This is a genomic window from Streptomyces sp. NPDC048288, assembly GCF_043201555.1.
Lineage (GTDB): Bacteria > Actinomycetota > Actinomycetes > Streptomycetales > Streptomycetaceae > Streptomyces.
In genome coordinates this window covers 309,340-333,467 of the sequence record NZ_JBICZD010000013.1, presented here as the reverse complement: position 1 = coordinate 333,467, position 24,128 = coordinate 309,340, and the positions used below count along the sequence as shown (strand labels likewise).

Below are 24,128 nucleotides of genomic sequence, written 5' to 3'. Positions count from 1 at the left end.
CTACGAGCGCAAGCCGGAACACTTCCTCGCCTTCACCGCCATCGCCGCGACCCTCATATGTCACCGCCGACTCACCAAATGAAATGGCGTCTTAGAGTCCGGCACCCGCTGGCTCGTCGCCCAGTCCAGGCTCATCCACGCCATGCCGGCCCTGGTCCGGATCCCCGAGGGCCGGCGCGGCCCGGTCCTCGCGGACGGGAAAGGGGACGCCGCCTGCCGGCTGGTGCCGCTCGACGCCGCCGAAGAACTCGCCGACGTCGGGGCGGTATGCGTGAAGGCGTCCGGCGGGTGCCTCCATCGCGTGGAGGTGCCGGGGCGACCACGGACGCGACCATGACCGAGGCGCAAGACCGCCTGGCGCCGGACATCGAGACCATGCGGAGTACCGCACACCGGTTCCTCGCCTCGGACGCCCGCCCCATCCCCACCGGCGAGGTGCAGACGCTGGGCACCGCGTTACGCGGGCAGATCGCGGAACTCATCCCCACCATCGAGGCGATGACCCGGCAGTTCCCGGCGGACGACATCCCGAGCGCGTGCGCGCTCGCCTGCACCCGGGAGGCCCGCATACGGCTCGGCCTGCGCCCCGGTTACAACAGCCCCGGCCAGATGACCGTTGCCATGAAACTTGCGCGAAGCGTGACCGCCTTGTGCGACCACTTCGAGAACCTCGGCGGCGGGCAGACCGCACCAACTCAGTAAGGCGCCCCAGCCGGGGCGCCCGTCCACGACAGGAGGACAACGTGACCGTCGCGTTGGAACAGCCCGCCACGACCCGCACCCGGGACCCGCAGGAACTCCTCAACGCCGTCGCCCCGCACATCACCGAGCTGACCGTCAACGTCTTCGACTCCGGTATGAGCCTGTGGGACCGGGAGGTCGCCCTGCTCCTGCGTGACCACACCATGGTCCGCGACATGGCCGAACGGATCCTCGGCAACGCCATCATGTACGTCATGGGTTCCATCGAGAACCCCGACCAGCACCTCGGAGTCGGCAAGCTCGTCGACATCGGCGTGCACCAACTCATCCTCGACACACCTGTCTGGTGGGGCATCTGCCGCCTCTACAACGGCGGCCGGTTCAAGCACCACGCCCCGTTCATCCAGCGCCGCCGCGACGGGCTGTGCGCACGCACCGGCGACTTCCTCCGCTCCCAGGGCTGGGCGATCGACGAGGAACTGTGGGCAATCGACGGCACCGACTGTTCGCCCTGCGACGACAAGGTCCCCGACAGCCACTGACCCCGGCTACAGTCGCCCCCGCCCTCACCGCACCCCCGAGGGCGGGGGATCCGCATCCCGACGACCCAAGGAACCGCCGTGCCCGTACCGCACGACATCGCCGCCGAGACCGAACTGTGGGACGCCTTCGCCGAGTCGGCGTTCAAGGAAGACGCCGAGCCGTCGTTCTGCTGGACCCAGTACGCCGGCCACGGCCCCGGCCCGGAACTCCTGGGATCCCCCGAATCCGTGCTGGAGGTCGGCTGCGGCACCGGCCGCGCGCTGGCCTACCTCTCACAGCGGGGAGTGAAGGCGACGGGCGTGGACCTGTCGCCGCGCATGGTGCAGCTGGCGGGCGACAAGTGGACGCCGCTCGGGGTGCGGATCGAGCAGGGCGAGATCCTGGAGTGGCTCGCCGCCGATGGCGGCCGGTACGACGCGGTGTACTCCATCTTCGGCGCCGCCTGGTTCACCGCTCCGTCCCGGCTGTTTCCCCTCGTCCGTCAGCACCTGGTCCCGGGGGGTGTCTTCGTGTTCTCCCAGCCGCCGGCCATCCCGGGCGCCTACGGTCCGCAGGGCATGTACAAGGGTGGCTTCGCGGGGAAGGCCATGTTCACCTATCGGTACAGCTACCGGCCTGCGGTGTGGGAGCGGCATCTGCTCCGGGCGGGGTTCACCGCAGCAGAGGTGACGGTGGTGGACGCGCCCAAGGCCGGGCACATCGGGACCCTCATCGCCCGGGCCCGCGCCTGAGTCACCGTCGTGCCTCGGCCGCCGCCCCGAAGACGCCGCGGGACGAGTGAAACTCCGGACGGGTGCTGTTTTCGCCCTCCATACGAGGTAACCCAGCAGACGGCGGATTGCGCTCCGGGCAGAGTGGGTGCATGGAAAACGCCGCCCTGCATAAGTGGGTCGCGACGACTGCCGCTGTCGGCGCCCTGGCCATTTCGATCTACAACTTCGCCGATTTGCACCGGCAACCCACCGTTGATGTAACGCTCAGTAATCCGCGATGTGCGCCTACACCTCGCCCCTACCGGCTCCATCTCCTCTTCCAAGAAGCCGGCATTCTATTGGCGGGAGAGCGACACATGGGCATACGATCCGAATTCCGACTCGGTCAATCCCACATGGAGTGGTGATCCAGCCCCATTTATCGTCAGCCAGGACAATCCTCAACAACCATCATTCAAGTTCCTGGCAAGCAACTGGCTGTACCAGGCGGGCCGCTACGAAGGATCCATTGAGCTGCGCCGCACAGCAGGCCGCCATCCGCTGATCAAGACGTTCTGCCTGACCATTTCAAAGGCAGCCGCAAATGAGCTAGCAAACCCACAGCCGCCGAGCCAGAATGTCCACTTTTCCCGCAACGACCTGCCTAAGTTCACCTCTTCCGGCAACTCCCCGAACTGCTATCGGAGGGACACGGACTAAAGCCCAGGGTGGCCACGGTCCGCAGTGCGCCTCGATCGAATTCGCCCACGAGGCGTAAATCGGGATGAAGCACGGCTCGACCTTGTTCTTCTTCGCCCAGCGGCGGATCTCGGCGCCCCTGTGGGCGGGCGGCACGGATCGACTTCAGCACGGTGCGGCACCCATGGAAGTAGCGCGCGGGCACAGCGCTAGCCGGCCAGAGCGGGCACCGGCGCCGCCGGCCGGCGCCGGATCACCAGGGCCATCAGGGCCGCCGCCGCGCACAGGGTGCCGGAGGCGTACCAGACCATGTCGTAGGTGCCGAAGACGTCGCGGGCGACGCCGCCGAGGTAGGCGACGAGGGCGGCGCCGACCTGGTGGGAGGCGAGGACCCAGCCGAAGACGATGGCGCTGTCCTCGCCGTAGTGCTCCCGGCACAGGGCCAGGGTGGGCGGGACGGTGGCGACCCAGTCGAGGCCGTAGAAGACGATGAAGAAGATCATCGGGGGGTGGATCGAGGGGCCGAGCAGCATCGGGAGGAAGAGCAGGGAGATGCCGCGCAGGGCGTAGTAGACGGCGAGCAGGCGGCGCGGTTCGAAGCGGTCGGTGAACCAGCCGGAGGCGATGGTGCCGACGACGTCGAAGACGCCGATGACCGCGAGCAGCGAGGCCGCCGCCGTGATCGGCAGGCCGTGGTCGTGGGCGGCGGGCACGAAGTGGGTCTGGATCAGGCCGTTGGTGGAGGCCCCGCAGATCGCGAAGGTGCCGGCGAGCAGCCAGAAGGGCCCGGTGCGGACGGCGGAGGCCAGCACGCCGAGGGTCCTGCGCGCGGCTCCGGTGACCGGTGCCGGCTTCGGTACGAAGTCGACCGCGCCGTACGGCTTCAGGCCGACGTCGGCCGGGTGGTCGCGCAGCAGCAGCCAGACGAAGGGGACGACCGCGAGGGCGGCGAGGGCGACGGTGACGGCGGCCGGGCGCCAGTCGTACGTCTCGACCATCCAGGAGAGGAGCGGGAGGAAGATCAGCTGGCCCGAGGCGGAGGCCGCGGTGAGGATGCCGCTGACCAGGCCGCGGCGGGTGGTGAACCAGCGGTTGGTGACCGTGGCGGCGAAGGCGAGCGCCATCGAGCCCGAGCCGAGGCCGACCAGCAGGCCCCAGCAGAGCAGCAGCTGCCAGGCCGCCGTCATCCACACGGTCAGGCCCGAGCCGACCGCGATCACGGTCAGGGCGACGGCGACCACCCGGCGGATGCCGAAACGGTCCATCAGGGCGGCCGCGAAGGGCGCGGTGAGCCCGTACAGCGCGAGGTTGACGGAGACGGCCGCGCCGATCGTGCCGCGCGACCAGCCGAACTCCCCGTGCAGCGGGTCGATGAGCAGGCCGGGCAGGGATCGGAAGGCGGCCGCGCCGATGATCGTGACGAAGGTGACGACGGCGACGAACCAGGCACGGTGGATGCGCGGTGAGCGGGTCGGCTTGGAGCCCTCCGCGTCCTCGGCGGGGGCGGCTGCGGCTGCGCTTGTCTGGGTCACGCCACAAATATCCGGCCACCGGGTCCACTCCATCGAGTGGCCGAGAGGACAGTATTCGCTAGGATCGGGCCATGAGCAGCGACCCCGGCTTCCGCCCGCACCGTGTCGTCGTCCTCGCCCTGGACGGCCTGCTCCCCTTCGAGCTGGGCATCCCGCACCGCATCTTCGGCCGCCCCAAGGACGCCCGGGGGCGGCATCTCTACGAGGTCGTGACCTGCTCGGTCCGCCCGCCCGGCCCGGTCGACACCGACGCCGACTTCGCGATCCACGTACCGAACGGCCCGGAGACGCTGGCCACCGCCGACACGGTGATCATCCCGGCGTCGTACGAACTCGGCCCGGTCTTCGAGGAGGGCGTCCTCACCCCCGAGCTGGCCGCCGCCCTGGCCCACATCCGCCCCGGCACCCGGCTCGCCTCCATCTGCACCGGCGTCTACGTCCTGGCCGCCGCCGGCTACCTGGACGGCCGCCCGGCGACCACGCACTGGGCCGAGGCCGACCATCTCCAGCGGCTGTTCCCGCGGATCGAGGTGGACGCGGACGTCCTGTTCATCGACGACGGCGATGTGCTGACCTCCGCCGGGGTGGCCGCCGGCATCGACCTGTGCCTGCACATGGTCCGCCGCGACCACGGCACGGCCGTCGCCAACGAGGTGGCCCGCCGCACCGTCGTCCCCCCGCACCGGGACGGCGGCCAGGCCCAGTACATCCACCGCCCGGTCCCCGACCTCCAGGTGGCCACCACCACGGCCGCCCGCGCCTGGGCGCTCGGCCGCCTCCACGAGCCGATCCAGCTGCGCGACATGGCCGAGCAGGAGGCCATGTCGGTACGGACCTTCACCCGCCGCTTCCGCGAGGAGACCGGCGTCAGCCCCGGCCAGTGGCTCACCCAGCAGCGGATCGAACGCGCCCGCCACCTCCTGGAGTCCACCGACCTCTCCGTCGACCAGGTCGCCCACGACGCCGGCTTCGGCACCGCCCAGTCCATGCGCCAGCACCTGCAGACCGCGCTCGGTGTCACCCCGACCGCCTACCGCCGGACCTTCCGCACCTCGCCGGCGCGGGTCAGAACGTGAGCACCCCCCGGGCCACCCGCCCCGCCTCGGCGTCCGCGCGGGCCTTCTCGAAGTCCTCCACCGGGTAGGTCGCGGTCACCAGTTCGTCCAGCAGCAGGGTCCCCTGGCGGTACAGCTCGGCGTAGAGCGCGATGTCGTGCTGGGGACGGGAGGAGCCGTAACGGCAGCCCAGGATGGACTTGTCGAGGAACATGGAGGCGACGACGAAGGACGCCTCGGCGGTGGCGGCGGGCATGCCGAGCAGGACGGCCTGGCCGTGCCGGTCGAGGAGGTCGACGGCCTGCCGGACCAGCTCGACCCGGCCGACGCACTCGAACGCGTGGTCCACCCCCGTCGGCAGCAGATCCCTGACACCCTCCGTCGAGGTCAGGAAGTCGGTCGCGCCGAACTGCCGGGCCGCCTCCTCCTTGGCCGGGTTGGCGTCCACGGCCACGATCCGGCGCGCGCCCGCGATCCGCGCGCCCTGGATGACGTTCAGCCCGATCCCGCCCGTGCCGATGACCGCCACCGTGTCGCCGCGGTCGACCCGGGCCCGGTTCAGTACGGCACCCACACCGGTGAGCACCCCGCACCCGATGAGGGCGGCCGAGGTCAGGGGGATGTCCTTCGGGATCCGCACCGCCTGCACGGCCCGGACGACGGTCCGTTCCGCGAAGGCCGAGTTGCACGCGAACTGGTACACGGCCCCACCGCCCCGCGTGAACGGCTTCTGCGGCCGCCCTATGGCTTTGCGGCACATGGTGGGCCGCCCCCGGTCACAGTCCGCGCAGGCACCGCAGTTGGCGAGGGTGGACAGTGCCACATGGTCGCCCGGGGCCACATGGGTCACGCCCACACCTACGGCCTCGACCACGCCCGCACCCTCATGTCCGAGCACCACAGGAACGGGGAAAGGTATGGTCCCGTCCACCACGGACAGATCGCTGTGGCAGAGCCCGGCCGCCGCCACCGCGACCAGCACCTCGCCCGGCCCCGGCTCCCGGATGTCCAGATCGTCGACGACCTGCACCTGTTTCCCGTCGAACACGACTCCACGCATCACGACTCGACCCCCTTCGGTTCCCTCGGCAGACCGAGCACGCGCTCGGCGATGATCGTGCGCTGCACCTGGTCCGAGCCGCCGTAGACGGTGTCGGCCCGGGAGAAGAGGAACAGGTGCTGGGCGGCGTCCAGTTCGTACGGCGCGGCGGCCGACCAGTCGGCCGGGCCCACGCTCGCCGCCGCGCCCCGCACCAGCACGGCGAGTTCACCGAGCCGCTGGTGCCAGCCGCCCCACAGCAGCTTGGCCACACTGGGCGCGCCCGGCTCCGCCGCCGCACCCCCGAGCGTCCGCAGGGCGTTCCACCGCATCACCCGCAACTCGGCCCACTGCCGCACCAGCCGTTCCCGTACGACGGGATCGTCGACGGCCCCGGTCCGTACGGCGTCCCGGACCACCCGCCCCAACTCCTCGGCGAACCCGATCTGCTGGGCGAGCGTCGACACCCCGCGCTCGAAGCCGAGCAGGCTCATCGCCACCCGCCACCCGTTGCCCTCGCCCCCGACGACATGCTCCGCACGCGCGTGCGCCCCGTCGAAGAAGACCTCGTTGAAGTCGCTGGTGCCGGTCATCTGGCGAATGGGACGGACCTCGACCCGCCCCGGCTGGTCCATCGGCACGAGCAGGAAACTCAGCCCGTGGTGACGCCTGGAACCGGGCTCGGTCCGCGCCAGCACGAAACACCAGTCCGCCTCGTGCGCCAGCGAGGTCCAGATCTTCTGCCCGCTGACGCGGTAGCCGTCCGCCTCCCGCACGGCCGCCGTCCGCACACCGGCGAGGTCCGACCCGGCACCCGGCTCGCTGTACCCCTGGCACCACAGCTCCTCGCCCGCGGCGACGGGCGGCAGGAAGCGGGCCTTCTGTTCACCGCTGCCGTGGGCGATCAGCGTCGGCGCGAGCAGGTTCTCCCCGATGTGCCCCGAGCGCGGCGGCGCCGCCGACCGCGCGTACTCCTCCGCCCACGCGACCTGCTGCGTCAGCGTGGCAGTCCGGTTCCCGTAGCCGCCTTCCGGCCAGCCGAGCCCTATCCACCCGGCGGCCCCGAGCGTGCGCTCCCAACTGCGCCGGTCCGCATCGGGTTCGACGTGCGCGTCGAGCCACTCGCGGACCTCGCCGCGAAACACCTCGTCCTCCGGCACTGAGCCGAACTCCACGGTGACCTCCAAAGACGGTTCGGATGACGGCCCAGGAAAAGCCGCCGGTCAGGTGTTCGGCCGCTCCCCCGCCCGCGCAGCGACCTCCATCGCCGCCACCCGCGCCAGCATCGGCATCGGATCCGCCCCCACACTCCCGGGCAGCACCTCCGCGATCCGCTCCGGCGTCCACGTGCCTTCCGACGCGTACGCGGCCCGCAGCTCCCTCGGCTGGGCCCACACCGCGATCTTCGGCCCGGCCACCGTGTACACCTGCCCGGTGATCGCGGCGTCCCGCGCGGCGTCCGAGAGGAGGTAGACGACGAACGCGGCGACGTCCTCCGGCTCACCGATCTCGGTCAGTTCCGTCGGCACGCCGGCCGACATCCGGGTCCGGGCCACCGGTGCCACCGCGTTCGCGGTCACCCCGTACTTGTGCAGGCCAAGGGCGGCGCTCCGCACCAGCGAGATGATCCCGCCCTTGGCCGCGCTGTAGTTGGCCTGCGAGACCGACCCCTGGTGGTTGCCGCTGGTGAAGCCGATCAGGGTGCCGGCGCGCTGCTTCCGCATCACCGCGGACGCCGCCCGGAACACCGTGAACGTGCCCTTGAGGTGGGTGGCGACCACCGGGTCCCACTCCTCCTCGGTCATGTTGAACAGCATCCGCTCGCGCAGGATCCCCGCCACGCAGACGACCCCGTCGAGACGGCCGTAGGCGGCCAGCGCGGTGTCCACGACCCGCTGCCCGCCCGCCATCGTGGAGATGTCGTCGGCCACCGCGACCGCCTCGCCGCCCGCCGCCTCGATCTCCTTGACGACGGCCTCGGCGACCTCGCTGGTGGGCGAGCCACCGTCGACCGAGACGCCGTAGTCGTTGACGACGACCTTCGCGCCGTCGGCCGCCGCCGCCAGCGCGACCGCGCGTCCGATGCCGCGCCCGGCACCGGTCACGGCGACGACCTTGCCTGCCAAGAAGTTCCCCACGCCCGGCCCCTTCCCGTGGTTTCTGACGGACCGTTAGATTTTATGGCGCGTCAGATGTGCGGACACAAGCCCCGGGGAGGAACCGGATGTCACTGCCGACACTTCATCCGGCGTTTCACGACATCGCCGAGCGCGTCAACAACTGGGGGCGCTGGGGTGCCGACGACGAGATCGGCACGCTGAACCTGATCACCGACGACGTCGTACGCGCCGCCGCGCAGACGGTCCGCTCGGGCCGGCGCGTCCCGCTCGCCCTGCCCCTGCAACAGGACGGCGTGCAGACCGGGATGATCCCCGGGCGGGTCAACCCGCTGCACGCCATGGTGCAGATCAACCAGGAACTCTTCGGCCCGGGCACCGTCGCGTGCAGCGACGACGCGGTGACCATGGGCCTGCAGGCCGGTACGCACTGGGACGCGCTGACCCATGTCTCGCACTCGGGGAAGCTGTACAACGGCCGCCCGGCGGGCACGGTGACCGCGCACGGCGGGGCGGAGTTCAGCTCCATCGCCACGGCCCGGCACATCGTGTCGCGCGGGGTGCTGCTCGACGTGGCACGCGCGCGGGGCGTACGGCGGCTGGAGGGGGGGCACGCGGTCACGCCCGAGGACCTGGACGCGGCCGAGGAGCTGGCCGGGACGACGGTCCGGGCGGGGGACGTCGTGCTGGTGCGGACCGGTCAGGTGCAGGTGTATCTCGCCGGGGACAAGCACGGCTACGGCTATCCGTCGCCGGGTCTCTCGGTCCGTACGCCGGAGTGGTTCCACGCGCGCGATGTGGCCGCCGTCGCCAACGACACGCTCACGTTCGAGATCTTCCCGCCCGAGATCGAGGACCTGTGGCTGCCCGTGCACGCCCTCGACCTGGTGGAGATGGGGATGCTGCAGGGCCAGAACTGGAATCTGGAGGAGTTGTCCACAGCCTGTGGAGAAACCGGCCGGTACGCGTTCCTGCTGTCGGCGATGCCGGAGCCGTTCGTCGGGGCGACGGGCACGCCGGTCGCACCCGTGGCCGTTCTCTAGTCCCCGGTGACGAAGCCGGTGTCACGCCGAGGCCGAAGCCCGGGCCGGCGTGACACCGGCCTTCCCCCATTCCCCCCGGAATCCGAACGGCTGCACGCGCCGGCCCGCCCCGAGCCCGGTCCCGCGCGCCGCCGTCCGGCTCGACCCACACTCGACGAGGACGTCCGCCATCAAGGCCCCCGCCGTCCCCTCGCGGCGAATCGCAGACCTCAAGCGTGATCACATGGTCACAAGGCGTCAACACCCGTGCGGAGTTTTACGGCTTATGCCCCGGTTCACCGAGGGCGCGCACGGATGCAACCCCCCGGCGCATCACCGCGCACCGGGGTCAGACCGCCTCGAAGGCCAGCCCCTCGAACGAGGCCAGGCCGCCGCCGTACGCCACCGCCGCGCTCTGCCGGGGCTGCGAACACCGGTCGAGTTCGCACCAGATGCGCTTGCCGACGCCTTCGGGGCTCCATCCCCAGCGGTCGGCGAGCCCGTCGACGAGGGCCAGGCCCCGGCCGCCGGTCGCGTCGCCGTCGGCGCACCGGGGTACGGGCGCGCGGTTGCTGGTGTCGGCGACCTCCAGCCGTACGGTGACCGACTCCTCGGCGCTCCCGCGGTCCGCGCCGGGCAGCGAGAGCCGCAGCACGGCGGGCCGGCCGGTGTGCACCACGGCGTTGGTGACCAGCTCGGAGACAAGCAGGATCAGCGTCTCGGCCAGCGGCTCGTCCGCCGCTATACCGGACCCGGCGAGGCGCGAGCGGGCCCACCTTCTGGCCCGTCCCACCTCCGCGGGGTCGGGCCGGATCTCCAGCTGCACTTGAAGCACCTGCACCGCTCACACCATCCGAACCGGCGGACACATGAACCCGCGCCGAGCGAGCGCCACGACGAGGATCGCGACGAACAGAACGGCGAGGGCCACGATCGTAGCCATTTTCTGCATGGCCAGAACAACGGCCAGAGCAAGGGTCACGGAACGTGATTCCCTTACGAGACAGCATGGTTGACGTACAGTCACCCCAACAAGCGCTTCGGGCATATTCCAGCGCGAAGGAGTACGCGTCCGGCATACTGTGCGACGCTCGCGGCGGGGAGTCGAACAGGCGGGGGAGCAAGCCCTTACCGCCCTGCGAGCAGCGGTGTGCACCATGAATCGCGGCGCCGCTTCGACGGCACCGCCGGCATGGCTCGTCCTCGGAACCACTCGCATCCCACAGAAGGTACCCGAGGGGACACTCGACTCCAGGCCGTGACGAGTCACGCGTTGGACACAACCCGGTATCAACGCTCCGTGATTCCGGTATGCCACAATCCGCGACATCCGGCCCACCCGCACCATCGATCCCGCAGGCCAGAGCCGTTTCGAACGCTCACCCGAGCAGTTCTGCGGCGAGCAACTCCTCACTCTCCGTGTTCCCACCGCCACGCTGTGCCCGCACCCAGGCCCGTTTCAGGTGCAGGTGCACCTCCGCCTCCCAGGTGAAGCCCATCCCGCCGTGCACCTGGAGGCAGTCCCGGGCGCCGCGCACGGCGGCCTCGTCGGCGAGCAGCCGGGCCGCCGCGATGTCCACGGGGTCGGCGGTCACCGCGGCCGCGTAGACGGCCGCCCGCGCGGTCTCGGCGCGCACCAGCATCTCGGCGCACAGGTGCTTGACCGCCTGGAACGCCCCGATGGGCTGCCCGAACTGCTCGCGGGTCCGCGCGTGTTGCACGGCGAGCTCGCACGCGCGCGTGGCCGTGCCGAGCTGCTCAGCGGCGGTGAGGAGCACGGCCACCGGGTCGGGGGGCGCGGCGGAGGCCGGGCCGGGGATCCGGTGCAGGGGTGTCAACGGGTCGACCGAGCGCACCGCCACGGCCCCGGCGGCGTCCCCGGTCACCGCGTCCGCCTCGGCCAGCCACTCCACCAGGCCGCCGTCCACGCGGGCCACCACGGCCTCCCCGTCGGCCGCGCCGGGCACCTCGGCCGCCGCGAGGTGGGTGGCGGCCAGCGGGCCGGTCAGCAGCGCCCGCCCGGCCTCCTCGAAGACCAGGACCGCCTCGGGCAGTCCGAGTCCGACCCCGCCGTCCGCCTCCGGCAGCCGCAGCGCGAAGAACCCGGCCGCGCCCAGCTCCCGCCACAGGGCACGGTCGAGGCGGCCGGGCACGCCGGCCGCCGCCCGCAGCGCCGCGCCGTCGAACCGGCGCCCGAGCAGCTCCCGCATGCCGTCCCGCAACGCCCGCTGGTCCTCGGTCAGTTGGAAGCGCACGTCATCTTCCCTTCGGCAGCCCGAGGATCCGCTCGGCCACGATGTTCCGCTGGATCTGCGAGGTCCCGGCCGCGATGGTGTACGAGAGGGAGGAGAGCCGGTCCAGGACCCACGGCCGGTCCAGGTCGAGCGCGTCCGGGCCGAGCACGTCGGCCGCCGTGTCGTACAGCTCCTGACGGGCGTGCGAGTAGCGGAGCTTGAAGACCGAGCCGCCGACGCCGGGCACGCCGTTGCCCTCGGCCTCGCTGACGTTCCACTGGGTGAGCCGCCACAGCGCCCGGAACTCGGCGTTCAGCCGGCCCAGGCGGCGGCGCAGCGCGGGGTCGTCCCAGGTGCCGTCGGCGCGGGCCGCGCGCGCGAGGTCGCCGAGCACCCGGCGGCAGGCGACGACCTCGCCGACGAAGGCGGTGCCGCGTTCGAAGGAGAGGGTGACCATGGTGACCCGCCAGCCGTCGTTCTCGGCGCCCACCCGGTTGGCGACGGGCACCCGGACCTCGTCGAGGAACACCTCGGCGAACTCGGCCGACCCGGCGAGCGTGCGCAGCGGCCGTACCGTGATGCCCGGCGCGTCCATGGGCATGCCCAGCCAGGTGATCCCGCGGTGCTTGGGCGCCTCCGGGTCGGTGCGCACCAGGAGTTCGCACCAGTCGGCGACCTCGGCGTGCGAGGTCCAGATCTTGGAACCGCTCACCACGTAGTCGTCGCCGTCGCGCCACGCGCGCGTGCGCAGCGCCGCCAGGTCGGAGCCGGCGTCCGGTTCGCTGAATCCCTGGCACCACACCTCCTCGCCGCGCAGGATCGGCGCCAGCCAGCGCGCCCGCTGCGCCTCGGTGCCCTCGGCGGCGATCGTCGGGCCGGCGTGCAGCAGGCCCACGAAGTTGGCGCCCACATAGGGCGCGCCGGCCCGTTCGGTCTCCTCCAGGAAGATCAGCCGGGTGGTCGGGGAGGCGTCCCAGTGGACGTCGGCGTACCCGGCGTCGTAGAGCATCCGCTGCCAGCCGAGGTCGTAGGCGCGGCGGCCCGGCCAGTCCTGCGGGCCGGGCTTCGGCGGGAGGCCGGGCAGCGCCTTGGCGAGCCACTCCCGCAGCCGCGCCCGGAAGTCCTCCTCCTCCGGCGTGCAGGACAGATCCACTGGCAGCCACCCCCACGGAACTGATGGTTCATCAGATTCTTCTGATCCCGCAGGCTAGCCCCGCGCCTCTGGACCGACAAGGCGGCAGGACCTACGATCTGACGACTCGTCAGTTCTGCTGGGCAGGGGGACTCCATGAACGCCACCGCACACGAACTGAGCGCCTCCCGCACGCTCTGGGACCTGGCCGCCCGCCGCGCGGAACTCACCCCCGAACGCCCGGTGTTCCTCCAGGGCGACCGCACCCTGTCCTTCGGCGGACTGCGCGCGCGTGCCGAGCGGGTGGCGGCCGGCCTGTACGGCATGGGCGTGCGCCCCGGCACGGTCGTCGCCTGGCAGCTGCCGACCCGGATCGAGACGGCCGTGCTGTCCTTCGCGCTGGCCCGGCTCGGCGCCGTCCAGTCCCCCGTCATCCCCTTCTACCGGGACCGCGAGGTCGGCTTCGCCCTGCGCGAGTCCAGGGCCGAGTTCTTCGCCGTACCGGGCGTCTGGCGCGGCTTCGACCACACCGGGATGGCCCGGCGGCTCGGCGCGAAGGGGATCTTCGAGGCGTACGACGACCTGCCCGACGGCGATCCGGCCGTGCTGCCCGCCCCGCCCGCCGAGGGCACCTCCGTCCGGTGGATCTACTGGACCTCGGGAACCACCTCCGACCCCAAGGGCGTTCTCCACACGGACCGTTCGCTGATCGCGGGCGGTTCGTGCCTGGCGCACGCGCTGCGGCTCACGGCGGCGGACGTGGGCTCGATGGCGTTCCCGTACGCGCACATCGCCGGCCCCGACTACACGGTGATGCTGCTGCTGTACGGCTTCCCGGCGGTGCTGTTCGAGCAGTTCGCGCTGCCGGACGCGCTGGAGGAGTACCGCCGGCACGGGGTGACGGTGGCGGGCGGCTCGACGGCGTTCTACTCGATGTTCCTGGCCGAGCAGCGCAAGCAGCCGGGGATCCCGGTGATCCCCTCGCTGCGGCTGCTGGCCGGGGGCGGGGCGCCCAAGCCGCCGGAGGTGTACCACGCGGTGGTGCGGGAGATGGGGGTGCAGCTGACGCACGGGTACGGCATGACCGAGGTGCCGATGATCACGATGGGGGCACCGGACGACACGGCGGAGAACCTGGCCACGACGGAGGGGAAGCCGCCGCGGGGCATGGAGATACGGATCGCCGAGGGCGGCGAGGTCCGGTTGCGCGGGGAGGCGGTGTGCCAGGGCTATCTGGATCCGGCGCAGACCGCCGACGCCTTCGACGCGGACGGCTTTCTGCGCACCGGCGACCTGGGCCACCTGACCGGAACCGGCCATCTCGTCCTCACCGGGCGGCTCAAGGACGTGATCATCCGCAAGGGCGAGAACATCTCGGCGAAGGAGATCGAGGACCTGCTCGCCGCGCATCCGGCGGTCGGCGAGGCCGCGGTGGTGGGGCTGCCGGACGCGGAGCGCGGGGAGCTGGTGTGCGCGGTGCTCGAACAGCCGCCCGGGACCACCGCGTTGACGCTCCCGGAGGTGGTGGCCTACCTGCGCGCGGCGGGCCTGTCGGTGCACAAGCTGCCCGAGCGGCTGGAGGTGGTGGACGCCCTTCCGCGCAACGAGACCCTGCGCAAGGTGCTCAAGTACAAGCTGCGCGAGCGGTTCGCGGGGACGGCCACCACGGCGTGAGCGCTGCCAGGATTCATTCGCAGCGCATCAGCCCTCAGGCCGATGGTGAAGCGAATCCGGTGGTTGTGGCGCGGAGCGTCACGGATGCTGTCCTGCGGAGCATGAGAGCGCAGGCGCACCACGGCCGACGCGGAACGTCACGGGACCCGATACGGAAGGCCGGGCAGCGCCTCCTCCATCCGGCCCGTTCCGCTCCCGGTCCAAGGGGAGGGTACCGACCGCTCATGTGTTCCCCCTGGTGACGGTAGGCGCTCGTTCGTACGATCACCGCATGCAGCTTCGGTACAGCTTCCGCCTGTACCCGGACACCGGCCAGCAGACCGCGTTGGCGAAGGCGTTCGGGTGCGCCCGTGTCGTGTTCAACGACGCGGTCCGTGCCCGTGAAGACGCCCGTGATGCCGGGCGGCCGTTTCCGACGGCCGGTCAGCTGTCCCGGAAGCTGATCACGGAGGCGAAGCGGACAGCCGGGCGGTCCTGGCTGGGCGAGGTGTCCGCAGTGGTGCTCCAGCAGTCCCTGCGGGACGCCGAGACCGCCTACCGCAACTTCTTCGCCTCCCTCAAAGGCACCCGCAAGGGGCGGAGGGTGGGAGCGCCCCGGTTCAAGTCCCGCAAAGACGCTCGGCAGTCGGTCCGGTTCACCGCCAACGCCCGCTGGAGCATCACCGGCAGCGGCCGTCTGTGCCTGCCGAAGATCGGCGCGGTCAAGGTGAAGTGGTCCCGCACCCTGCCCGTCACCCCCACCTCTGTCACCGTCGTCAAGGACGCGGCCGGCCGGTACTTCGCCTCCTTCGTCATCGGCACCGACCCCGCCACCGACCAAGCGCGGATGCCCGAGACCGACCAGATCGCCGGTATCGATCTCGGCCTCACCCACTTCGCCGTCCTCTCCGACGGCACGAAGATCGACTCCCCGCGCTTCCTGCGGCGCGCGGAGAAGAAACTGAAGAAGGTCCAGAAGGAGCTGTCCCGCAAGCAGAAGGGATCAAAGAACCGCGCCAAGGCCCGCCTGAAGGTCGCCCGCGCCCATGCGAAGGTCAGCGACGCACGCCGTGAGTTCCACCACCAGCTGTCCACGAGGCTGATCTCCGAGAACCAAGGGATCGCCGTGGAGGACCTGGCGGTGGCGGGGCTGGCCCGCACGAAGCTGGCCAAGTCCGTGCACGACGCCGGATGGGCATCGTTCCTCAGCATGCTCGAATACAAAGCAGAACGGTACGGACGGACCCTGGTCAAGATCGGCCGGTTCGAGCCGACCTCCCAGACCTGCTCCACCTGCGGCGTCAAGGACGGACCCAAACCCCTGAACGTGAGGGAATGGACCTGCAGCGCCTGCGGTACGGTCCACGACCGGGACCACAACGCCGCGATCAACGTGAAAACGGCCGCCGGACTGGCGGCATCGGCCTGCGGAGCGCCGGTAAGACCGGGAGCAATCCCGGCACAACGCGAAGAAACAGGAAGCCACGGACTCCCGACCGAACCCTGTGCCGCGTAGCGGCACAGGGTTCGGTCGAGAAGGCCAGAATCCTCGCCCTTCACAGCGAGGAGCAAGTCAATCCGGGATGGTGAAGTAGCGGGCGAACGCCGGGACGATCTCCGTCTCCGCGACCCTGCCGTCGCCGTCGATGTCGAGACCGGACGCGACCGCCCGCGCGAGCTCCGGGGGCACCCCGAGGACGCGCAGCACGCGCGCGGTGTCGGCGACGGTGGCCGTGCCGTCGCCCTCGGTGTCCGCGAGGGCGAGGGCCGCGTGCAGGAAGGGGCGGGCGATCTCGCCGAACCGGTCGGGGTTGTCGTGCAGCCGCTTGACCGCGCCGCTCACGAACTCCTCGCGGGTGATGCGCTGGTCGCCGTCCCGGTCCGCCATGCCGGCCATGCCCTGCCAGAAGGCCTCCGCACCGGCGTACAGCGCCTGGCCCTGGCCCGAGCGGGCGGGGGTGCCGAACTCGGCGAGCAGTGCCTTGGTCGCCGCGTTGAAGTCCCCGCGGTCGATCCAGCCGTTGCCGTCCTGGTCGAAGGTTGCGAACCGGGCGGCGATCCGTCGCTCGTACTCGGTGCTGACCATGTCTGTTCGGGCCGCCTTACGTGACGTGGGGGTTCATCTCGCAGGGAGCGTACGACGCCGGGAGCGGCCCGGGAGCGGGAAAACCACGCTTGTGCCAAGACCGGGGGAATTCTGCGACAACAATGTGGCATTGCCGTGATCGTCGGCTATGGGCGCGGCTACGCGGAGAGCGGGTCCTCCTCGTCGTCCGCCGTCGCGCTGTCGATGTCGGGGTACACGTCGAACAGCCGTCGTACGCCGAGAGCGCCGAGGACCCGGTTGACGTGAGAACCGTCACTCGCGCCCTGGGCGGGCAGTATCAGCCGCAGCCGGCCCCGGCAGGAGCGGATCAGGCGGCGGGCGGCGATGAGGACGCCGACGCCGCTGGAGTCGCAGAAGAAGACGTCGGACAGGTCCAGGACCAGGCTGTGATGGCCCTCGGCCACCGCGTCGTGCACCCGCTGGCGCAGCGCGGGCGAGGTCACCAGGTCCAGTTCGCCCGACACCCCGAGCACGGTCCACTCACCCTGCTCGACGCCGGTCACCTTGAAAGCCACGGCTCAGCCCTCCGCTCGCCGGATCTCCGGAACCGCCCGGAAACGGAGCAAGTTCCTACGCTTCTTTTCGCGCGGCTGCCCAGCGGCGGTGCCCCGAAACACCGGATGACAAACGAGCGACGATCAGGAAGGGTCTTGTTTCAGTCACCGCCGATCCTGTTCGATCGGAAACGGAAGGGTCGAGCGGGCACAGCGGTGGTACCCGAGGACCACCCGGAGGACCACGGGACCCGGAGGACCACAGGGAGGGCCCCCTACCATCCGCCGTCCGTCAGGGGGCGCGCATTGCCACAAAGGGGCGTGCGTTGTCCGACGTGCCGACTACATTCGAGGAGACGGTGGAGACACGCTGGACACGGGCACGGGGAGGGGGCCGCATGGCGAAGAAGGACGTACCGCCCCGCTGGGACCGCAAGATGCAGCAGCGGCTCGCACGCGGCGAGGCGGCCGCCCTCGGTGAGCTCTACGACCGTTACGCCTCGCTCGTGCACGGCCTCGCCCACCGCGTCCTCGGCGACGAGACCGCCGCCGACGGCATAACCCGCGAGGTCTTCGTCCATGTCTGGGAGCATCCCGACGCCTACGACCCCAAGCAGGGCCCGTTGCGCACCTGGGTCGCCGCGCTGACCCACCGGCTCGCCGTGCAGCGGCTGCGGGCCACCGAGACCGCCGCGCTCGGCCCGGGCGAGACCGGCTCCGCCGAGGCCACCGAGGAGCTGGAGCGCAAGGTGCTGCGCGCCTCCGTCGCCGCCCGCGCGGACTACATCGTCCACTCCATGCCGACCCCGCTGCGCGCCGCCCTGGAACTCGCCTACTTCCAGCGCCGCGACTACCGGCAGACCGCGGCCGACCTCGGCGTCACCGAGGACGAGGCGCGCCGCCGGCTCCGCCTGGGCCTGCAGCTGCTGTCCACCGCGCACGACGCCGGGACCCCGCCGGGATACGGAGGTGGCGTGTGAGCGACGCCTTCGAGGCGCACGACGGCCCCGGCTCCGGGGGCGGCGACGCGCCGGGCAACGGCGGCGGCGGCCTGGGCCGGCCGCCGCGCATACCGCTGCCCCGGGCCTCCGTCGAGGACGGCGGGCAGCCGCTGCCCGCGCCGGCCGACCTGCCGCCCGTACCGCTGGAGTTGCCGCACGACGTCCTGAAGTCGCTCCTCGGGGCGTGGGCGCTGGCCGCGTGCTCGACGGCGGAGTCCCTCGCCGTCGAGGTCCACCTCGGCGACTGCGGCGCCTGTGCGGACGAGGCACGGCGGCTGCGCGAGGCGGTCGGCCTGCTGCACCAGCCGGAGAGCCTCGACCTCGACCCGGGCCTGCGCACCCGCGTCCTGGAGAGCTGTCTGGACCGCCGGCCGGCCCGGATCCCGCTCCCCGCGTGGGCGGCGCCCTACGACGCCGAGACGGCCCGTCTGGACGCCCTGCTCCAGGACATCGGCGACGCGGAGTGGCACGCCCCGGTGCGGCTGCGCTGGTTCGACGGCGCGGCGCCCGCGACCCGCCGTACGACGGTCGCCGGGGTCATCGCGCATCTGCTGTCCGTGGACGGCCTGGTGGCGGTGGCGCTGGGCCTGGACGACCCGCTGGGCGAGGTGCCCGGCCAGGGTCCCGCCGGGCGCACCGAGGCCTTCTGGCAGGGCTCGCACTTCCCGCCGACCCGCGCGGTGCGGGTGCCCTGGCGGGAGCAGAGCCACCAGCTCGTGCAGACCGTCTCCTTCACGGGCGGCGGCGCAGGGCGGCTCGGGGTGTCGTACGGCGACTTCGCGCTGCCCCTGCACGACGCGATGCTGGACCGTGCCTTCGAGTGCTGGGTGCACGCGGAGGACATCGCGGAGGCCGTGGACTACCCCTACGGGCCGCCGGCCCCGAAGCACCTGCACAAGATGATCGACCTCGCCGCCCGCATGCTGCCGGAGGCGCTCGCCGCCCGGCGCCGGGCCGGGCTCGCCTCCCCCGGCCAGGTCCCCCACCTGGTCCCCGCCGGGGCGCCCGGCCGCAGCCTGCGGCTGGAGATCGAGGGCAACGGCGGCGGCCAGTGGCTCATCCCCCTGGACTCACCCGGCGCGGTGGGCTCCGAGGACTTCGAGGTGGCCCACGTGGCCCTGGACGACGTGGAGTTCTGCAGGCTGGCCGCGGGCCACGTACCGCCGGAGGAGGCGGCCGCGGGTCAGCTCGGTGACCGGGCGGCGATCAGAGACGTCCTCTTCGCGGCGGCGAGCCTGAGCCGGATGTAGCCCCCGGGGGAGGTGGGTTGCGGTGCGTCGGCGACTGCGGGTGCGTGGGGCTGGTCGCGCAGTTCCCCGCGCCCCTTCTTTTGCTTTTAGGGGCGCGGGGAACTGCGCGAGCAACCACGAACCACCCGCAGCCGCCCCGCGACCGAACCGACCCGCCCCCTAGGCGAACACGACCGTCCGGCGGCCGTTCAGCAGAATCCGGCGCTCGGCGTGCCACTTCACGGCCCGCGCCAGCGCCTGGCACTCGACGTCGCGGCCGATCGCGACCAGCTGGTCCGGGGTGACGTCGTGGCCGACCCGCTCGACCTCCTGCTCGATGATCGGGCCCTCGTCGAGGTCGGCGGTGACGTAGTGCGCGGTCGCGCCGATCAGCTTGACGCCGCGCGCGTGCGCCTGGTGGTACGGCTTCGCGCCCTTGAAGCTCGGCAGGAACGAGTGGTGGATGTTGATGATCCGGCCGCTGAGCTGCTTGCACAGGTCGTCCGAGAGGACCTGCATGTAGCGGGCCAGGACGACCAGCTCGACGTCCTGCTCACGGACGAGGGCGAGAAGCTGGGCCTCCGCGTCGTCCTTGGTCTCCTTCGTCACCGGGATGTGGTGGAAGGGGATGTGGTACGAGTCCACCAGCTCCGCGAAGTCGGTGTGGTTGGAGACCACGGCGGCGATCTCCACCGGAAGCGCGCCGATCCGGGCGCGGAAGAGCAGGTCGTTCAGGCAGTGGCCGAACTTGCTGACCATGAGGACGATGCGCATCTTCTCGTCGGCCCGGTCGAGCTGCCAGTCCATGTGGAACGAGTCGCCGACCGCCGCGAAGCTGGCCCGCAGCTTGTCGACCGTCACCGGCGCCTCGGCCGAGAAGTGCACGCGCATGAAGAACAGGCCCGTGTCGTGGTCCCCGAACTGCTGGCTGTCCTCGATGTTGCAGCCGGTCATGAACAGGTAGCTCGACACGGCGTGCACGATGCCCTGCTTGTCCGGGCAGGAGAGGGTGAGGACGTACTGGTCGGCCAGGGCGGCCTGCGCTCGGGTGGGCTGATCGGTCATGCACCACAGAATCTCATGCCCCGCCGCCCCCGGCGGTCCCCGTCCGCCACGCGGACGCCCGGGGACCGGCGCCGGGACCTACGCCGGACCTATGCGGCCCGCGTGATGATCCGCAGCACCTCAAGGCTGCGCGGCTGCGCGTCCGGGTCGTCGCCGTCGCTCGTCGCCAGACGTATGTGCGCGTCCCGGGAGGCGCGGACGGCGTCCGGCCACCCCTGGTGGTCGAGGTACGCGGAGACCGGCGCGTCCGGCCCCACCTGGTGCATGATCCGCAGCACCCGCAGCACGGCGGTGTCGACGAGCGCCGCCTCCTGCGAGTCGCGGAATATCGTCCCGACGTACTTCTCGGCCGACCAGCTGTCCAGCCAGGTGTCCTCGACCAGCCGGTAGACCGCGTCGGTCACATCGCCGTACCCGTCCTGGCCGGCCAGCCAGACGTTCCGCTGGAACTCCGGGTCGGAAAGCATGTGCAGCGCGGAGCGCACATTGCTGCGCCAGCGCCACCACGGCATGTCATTGAGTGGCATGTCGCCCATGGTGGAGGAGCGACGGCCACGGCGGGAAGAGTTCTCCGAACCTTGCACGGTCATCGATCGTACGTTCCGCGTCACACCGCCGTAACCCGCCCCCGCAATTCACCTGCACGTCACCTCTCGTTGACCGAGGGTCACTTCCGGGTTAGTGATGTGGCGGAATCGTGCGTGTCCATGACCGGCAGGCGAGACCAGCGCAGCACCTTCCCCCCTTCGGCCCACCGACGCCGCAGAGCGACCGCCCTGTCCGCGGTGGCCATGGCGTCCTGTGCGTCGCTCGCGGCCGGCTGCGGCGTCGTCCCAGGGCTGTCGAGCGCGGCGGACGACGAGATCAAGGTCATGACCTGGGCCCCGCAGCAGACCAGCGCGACCAACAAGCCCGGCATGCCCGCCATGGCGTCGGCCATCGTCCGCTGGATCAACTCCCAGGGCGGGGTCAACGGGCACAAGCTCAAGCTGCTCACCTGCAACGACCACAACACCAGCGTGGGCGCGGCCAACTGCGCGCAGCGCGCGGCCGACCAGAACGTCGTCGCCGTCGTCGGTTCCTACAGCCAGTTCGGCGACTCCTACTTCGCCCCGCTGGAGGGCGCGGCCACCCCCTACATAGGCGGCTACGGGGTGTCGAACGAGGAGTTCACCAGCCCCGTCTCCTACCCGGTCAACGGCGGCCAGCTCACCCTGCTGGCCGGACTCGGGGAGGCGCTGGCCGACTCCTGCGGCCCGGTCACCCTGGTCCGCCCGGACAGCATCGCCGGGGACCAGCTGCCCCAGCTGCTCGACTCGGGCCTGCAGGCCGGCGGCCACGCCAAGTCGATCGACCAGCTGGCGGCCGAGGACCTCACCGAGTACGACAAGCAGTCGCAGAAGGCCCTGGAGAACGCCACCTCGAACCCGGCGAAGACGGGCTGTGTGGTGCCCGAGCTCGGTGACCGCACGGCCACCTTCATGGACAACTTCCAGCGCGCCCGCAACGACTACCCGAAGGTCAAGACGGCCGCCGAGGTCGGCAGCGTCGACCAGACGGTGATCAACTCCACCGGCGGCGCGTCCGGCCCGTACGAGGGGTCGTACATCACCGGCTGGTACCCGGTGGCCTCGGACTCCCGCTGGGACCAGATGAAGAAGGTCATCAGCAAGGAGGCCTTCGGCGACAACCGGATCGACCCCGCCGACGCCGGTGTGCAGACCACCTGGATCGCCTACCAGGTCCTCGTCGCCGCCCTGAAGAAGATCGGCGACGGCGAGGTGACCGCCGACAGCGTGCGGCGCACCCTCAACGACGGCCTGAAGGTCTCCACCGGCGGCCTCACCCCGACCCTGACCTGGCCCTACCAGGGCAAGCTGGCCGCGGCCGGCTTCTCCCGGCTGGTCAACGCGGACGTGAACGTCCAGACCGTCAAGGGCGGCCTGCTGCAGTCCGCGAACAAGAACGCCCTCGACATGACCAAGATCCTGGAGAACGCGGACCTCAGCTGATCCGCCCCCGCCGGCCCGCACTCCGCCGGCCCGCACTCAGCCGGTCAGCCGCTCAGCCGGTCAGAGCTGGGTCGGCTGGCGCTGGGTCAGCCCGTACTTGCTCGCGATCGTGTTCCACAGCGCGGCCGCCTTCGCCTTCTGGCTGCTGGCGGTGCCGCTCTCCCGGTTGCCGGCCAGGGTCTGGCCGGTGGTGCGGGCCTGGCCCTTGCGGCAGCCGTGCTTGCCCCTGGCCTGGTCGGCCCAGGACGCGTAGTGGCTGTCGGCGTTCGCGGAGGCCTGCCACGCCTTGGTGAGGGAGGCGGTCAGCTCGGCGTTGTCCGGCAGCTTGTCGACGGACAGCTGCGAGAGCCGGGTGACCAGACCGGTGCGCTGCTTGGCGGCGTCGCGCAGGTCGGAGGCGGCGCCGTCCAGGTCCTTGCACTGCTTCACATTGGCGACGGCAGCGATCACCGTGGCCCGGCTGCTGCCGCTGTCGGCGAGCAGCTTGTCCAGGGCGACGGCCTGTGCCTTCGCCGGGTCGGCCGCGGCCGACGAGGACCCGTCGGTGGCGGGGGCGGTCGCGGCGACCGTCTTGTTGCCGTCGTCCGAGCTCCCGCCGCCCCCGCTGAGCAGGGCACCGGCCCCGATGCCGAGGACGGCGATACCGACCCCGACGGCCGCGATCAACGGCACCTTCGACTTGGTGCGACCGCCCCGGCCGCCGTCGTCGTAGTCGTCATACGAAGCCGACGGAGACGGGCCGGCGGGCGGCGGGGTGTACCCCGGCTGCTGCTGGAAGTGCTGGGGCTGCTGGAAGCGCGGCAGCTGGGCCGTGGACGCGGCCGGCGGCTCGCCGCCCGGGGTGTTGCGGAAGAGGTTGTCGAACTCGGCGGGCGGCTGCCGGTCGGCGCCCTGTGGGGCGCCCGCCGGGTACGGCGCTATGTACTGGGTGGCGTCGGCGTCGGAGTGCGCCGGGGGCGCGGACTGCCGGCCGAGATAAGTGGTCTGCTCATTGGATCTCTCCGGCGGCAGCGCACCGGGGCCGACCGGCGGGATCAGCTGGGTGGCCCCCTCGTCCACCGGCGCGGCGGGCACCGGCGGGATGAACTGGGTGGCGCCCTCGTCGGCGGGCGGCAGGGCCCCGGGGTACCCGCCGTGTCCACCGTGACCGCCGTACGGGCCGGCGGGCGGCAGCGCGGCTCCCGGAACGCCGTAGAGGTCCTGCCCGGCGGCCGGCGGCAGCGCGTCGCCGGCCGTGCCCGGGGCGCCGTACGCCTGCTGGGGCTGGGCGCCGTAGCCGTACGACTGCTCGTAGCCGCCGTACGACGGTGCCGGGGCCGTCTCCGGCGGGAGCGGGCCGGCGCCGGAGGCGTCGGAGCGGGCCTGCGCGTGGGCGGCGTGGGACTGGGCGTTCCAGGCGGGCGGCAGCTCGACGGAACCCCACTCCTGGCCCGCCGCCTGCGGCCAGTCCTGCTGGGGTTCCGAGGCGCCCTGCTGGTGCCCGGGACCCCACGGCTGCCCCCAGGCCTGGCCCTCGGGGGGCGCGGCGGCCGGCGGGGCCGGGGCCTGGGCGGGGGCTATCGGCACGGGGCCGCCCGTCATGCCCGGCAGCAGGGGCTCGCCTCCGTCGGAGGGCAGCACGATGCCTTCGCGTGCGGGCTCGCCCTGTCCACTCTGCGTCACCGGGACTCCTACTAATGGGGGACCTTGTGAATCGTCGGCTCACGCTACCGGGTCCCCTCAGCAAGGTGCCACGCAGCCAAGGGCGCGATCTTGTTCCCTGTGACGGCGGTAACAGAACCGCCCCGCGGTGCGCTGTAT

Annotated in this window: 24 protein-coding genes; 11 read left to right on the top strand and 13 right to left on the bottom strand. The window is 71.7% G+C overall.

All coding sequences use genetic code 11. From position 1 onward, the window contains the following. The first annotated feature begins 333 nt into the window (after window positions 1–333). From ACGFZS_RS39330 to ACGFZS_RS39315, 4 genes are all read left to right on the top strand, one after another. Entirely contained in the window at window positions 334–702 is a 369-nt protein-coding gene (locus ACGFZS_RS39330) for a DUF6415 family natural product biosynthesis protein (protein WP_393799129.1), read from the top strand. 41 nt (window positions 703–743) lie between these two features. Then, a complete protein-coding gene (locus ACGFZS_RS39325; protein WP_393799128.1) occupies window positions 744–1,244 on the top strand; it encodes a hypothetical protein in 501 nt (166 codons plus the stop codon). Between the two features lie 78 nt (window positions 1,245–1,322). After that, a complete protein-coding gene (locus ACGFZS_RS39320) occupies window positions 1,323–1,976 on the top strand; it encodes a class I SAM-dependent methyltransferase (RefSeq protein ID WP_393799127.1) in 654 nt (217 codons plus the stop codon). Between the two features lie 261 nt (window positions 1,977–2,237). After that, entirely contained in the window at window positions 2,238–2,657 is a 420-nt protein-coding gene (locus tag ACGFZS_RS39315; protein WP_393799135.1) for a hypothetical protein, read from the top strand. Window positions 2,658–2,845: 188 nt separating this feature from the next. Here the strand turns inward: ACGFZS_RS39315 and ACGFZS_RS39310 are convergent, their stop codons facing one another. After that, on the bottom strand, window positions 2,846–4,168 hold the full coding sequence (locus ACGFZS_RS39310; RefSeq protein ID WP_393799126.1) for an MFS transporter: 1,323 nt from the start codon (window positions 4,166–4,168) through the stop codon (window positions 2,846–2,848). Between the two features lie 71 nt (window positions 4,169–4,239). Between ACGFZS_RS39310 and ACGFZS_RS39305 the strand changes: the two genes are divergently transcribed. Then, window positions 4,240–5,244 (top strand): helix-turn-helix domain-containing protein, encoded by a 1,005-nt coding sequence (locus tag ACGFZS_RS39305; RefSeq protein WP_365688530.1) that lies wholly within the window; start codon window positions 4,240–4,242, stop codon window positions 5,242–5,244. On the opposite strand, the gene ACGFZS_RS39300 is transcribed toward ACGFZS_RS39305, so the two are convergent. Genes ACGFZS_RS39300 through ACGFZS_RS39290 form a run of 3 tightly spaced genes read right to left on the bottom strand, consistent with a single transcriptional unit; the run spans window position 5,234 to window position 8,400 of the window. Continuing rightward, on the bottom strand, window positions 5,234–6,283 hold the full coding sequence (locus ACGFZS_RS39300; RefSeq protein ID WP_393663222.1) for a Zn-dependent alcohol dehydrogenase: 1,050 nt from the start codon (window positions 6,281–6,283) through the stop codon (window positions 5,234–5,236). The two genes, ACGFZS_RS39305 and ACGFZS_RS39300, sit on opposite strands and share 11 nt — an antisense overlap. Beyond that, complete coding sequence (locus ACGFZS_RS39295; RefSeq protein ID WP_393799125.1) at window positions 6,283–7,437, bottom strand: acyl-CoA dehydrogenase family protein; 1,155 nt, start codon at window positions 7,435–7,437, stop codon at window positions 6,283–6,285. Before ACGFZS_RS39295 ends, ACGFZS_RS39300 begins: the two co-directional genes overlap by 1 nt. Window positions 7,438–7,485: 48 nt before the next feature. Beyond that, complete coding sequence (locus ACGFZS_RS39290) at window positions 7,486–8,400, bottom strand: SDR family NAD(P)-dependent oxidoreductase (protein ID WP_393663226.1); 915 nt, start codon at window positions 8,398–8,400, stop codon at window positions 7,486–7,488. Window positions 8,401–8,486: 86 nt separating this feature from the next. On the opposite strand from ACGFZS_RS39290, the gene ACGFZS_RS39285 reads away from it, so the two are divergent. Continuing rightward, complete coding sequence (locus tag ACGFZS_RS39285) at window positions 8,487–9,422, top strand: cyclase family protein (RefSeq protein ID WP_393799124.1); 936 nt, start codon at window positions 8,487–8,489, stop codon at window positions 9,420–9,422. A gap of 328 nt (window positions 9,423–9,750) precedes the next feature. Here the strand turns inward: ACGFZS_RS39285 and ACGFZS_RS39280 are convergent, their stop codons facing one another. From ACGFZS_RS39280 to ACGFZS_RS39265, 4 genes are all read right to left on the bottom strand, one after another. After that, complete coding sequence (locus ACGFZS_RS39280; RefSeq protein ID WP_393799134.1) at window positions 9,751–10,227, bottom strand: ATP-binding protein; 477 nt, start codon at window positions 10,225–10,227, stop codon at window positions 9,751–9,753. Between the two features lie 18 nt (window positions 10,228–10,245). Continuing rightward, window positions 10,246–10,383 (bottom strand): hypothetical protein, encoded by a 138-nt coding sequence (locus ACGFZS_RS39275; protein WP_393799123.1) that lies wholly within the window; start codon window positions 10,381–10,383, stop codon window positions 10,246–10,248. Window positions 10,384–10,780: 397 nt separating this feature from the next. Beyond that, window positions 10,781–11,656 (bottom strand): acyl-CoA dehydrogenase family protein, encoded by an 876-nt coding sequence (locus ACGFZS_RS39270; protein WP_393799122.1) that lies wholly within the window; start codon window positions 11,654–11,656, stop codon window positions 10,781–10,783. 1 nt (window position 11,657) lies between these two features. Next, a complete protein-coding gene (locus ACGFZS_RS39265; RefSeq protein WP_393799121.1) occupies window positions 11,658–12,788 on the bottom strand; it encodes an acyl-CoA dehydrogenase family protein in 1,131 nt (376 codons plus the stop codon). A gap of 135 nt (window positions 12,789–12,923) precedes the next feature. Here ACGFZS_RS39265 and ACGFZS_RS39260 point away from each other — a divergent pair, with 135 nt between their 5' ends. Both ACGFZS_RS39260 and ACGFZS_RS39255 read left to right on the top strand, forming a co-directional pair. Next, a complete protein-coding gene (locus ACGFZS_RS39260) occupies window positions 12,924–14,441 on the top strand; it encodes a class I adenylate-forming enzyme family protein (RefSeq protein ID WP_393799120.1) in 1,518 nt (505 codons plus the stop codon). A 271-nt stretch (window positions 14,442–14,712) separates the two neighbouring features. Next, window positions 14,713–15,936 (top strand): RNA-guided endonuclease InsQ/TnpB family protein, encoded by a 1,224-nt coding sequence (locus ACGFZS_RS39255; RefSeq protein WP_393799119.1) that lies wholly within the window; start codon window positions 14,713–14,715, stop codon window positions 15,934–15,936. Between the two features lie 57 nt (window positions 15,937–15,993). Here ACGFZS_RS39255 and ACGFZS_RS39250 read toward each other — a convergent pair whose 3' ends face one another. After that, window positions 15,994–16,506, bottom strand: coding sequence for an EF-hand domain-containing protein (locus ACGFZS_RS39250; protein WP_355708870.1), 513 nt, complete (start codon window positions 16,504–16,506; stop codon window positions 15,994–15,996). Between the two features lie 158 nt (window positions 16,507–16,664). Beyond that, window positions 16,665–17,042, bottom strand: coding sequence for an STAS domain-containing protein (locus tag ACGFZS_RS39245; protein WP_365688514.1), 378 nt, complete (start codon window positions 17,040–17,042; stop codon window positions 16,665–16,667). A gap of 377 nt (window positions 17,043–17,419) precedes the next feature. Between ACGFZS_RS39245 and ACGFZS_RS39240 the strand changes: the two genes are divergently transcribed. Continuing rightward, complete coding sequence (locus ACGFZS_RS39240; protein ID WP_393799118.1) at window positions 17,420–18,001, top strand: sigma-70 family RNA polymerase sigma factor; 582 nt, start codon at window positions 17,420–17,422, stop codon at window positions 17,999–18,001. Then, window positions 17,998–19,272, top strand: coding sequence for a maleylpyruvate isomerase N-terminal domain-containing protein (locus tag ACGFZS_RS39235; RefSeq protein WP_393799117.1), 1,275 nt, complete (start codon window positions 17,998–18,000; stop codon window positions 19,270–19,272). The genes ACGFZS_RS39240 and ACGFZS_RS39235 overlap by 4 nt, the downstream gene beginning before the upstream one ends. Before the next feature lie 159 nt (window positions 19,273–19,431). Here the strand turns inward: ACGFZS_RS39235 and purU are convergent, their stop codons facing one another. Together purU and ACGFZS_RS39225 are read right to left on the bottom strand one after the other, a co-directional pair. After that, on the bottom strand, window positions 19,432–20,316 hold the full coding sequence (purU, locus tag ACGFZS_RS39230; RefSeq protein ID WP_393799116.1) for a formyltetrahydrofolate deformylase: 885 nt from the start codon (window positions 20,314–20,316) through the stop codon (window positions 19,432–19,434). Between the two features lie 89 nt (window positions 20,317–20,405). Further along, complete coding sequence (locus ACGFZS_RS39225; protein WP_359207206.1) at window positions 20,406–20,906, bottom strand: hypothetical protein; 501 nt, start codon at window positions 20,904–20,906, stop codon at window positions 20,406–20,408. A gap of 117 nt (window positions 20,907–21,023) precedes the next feature. Here ACGFZS_RS39225 and ACGFZS_RS39220 point away from each other — a divergent pair, with 117 nt between their 5' ends. Beyond that, a complete protein-coding gene (locus ACGFZS_RS39220) occupies window positions 21,024–22,328 on the top strand; it encodes an ABC transporter substrate-binding protein (RefSeq protein ID WP_393799115.1) in 1,305 nt (434 codons plus the stop codon). Between the two features lie 60 nt (window positions 22,329–22,388). Here the strand turns inward: ACGFZS_RS39220 and ACGFZS_RS39215 are convergent, their stop codons facing one another. Further along, window positions 22,389–23,990 carry a hypothetical protein gene (locus ACGFZS_RS39215; RefSeq protein WP_393799114.1) on the bottom strand — a complete coding sequence of 534 codons (1,602 nt, stop codon included), beginning with the start codon at window positions 23,988–23,990 and terminating at the stop codon, window positions 22,389–22,391. Between the last annotated feature and the right edge of the window lie 138 nt (window positions 23,991–24,128).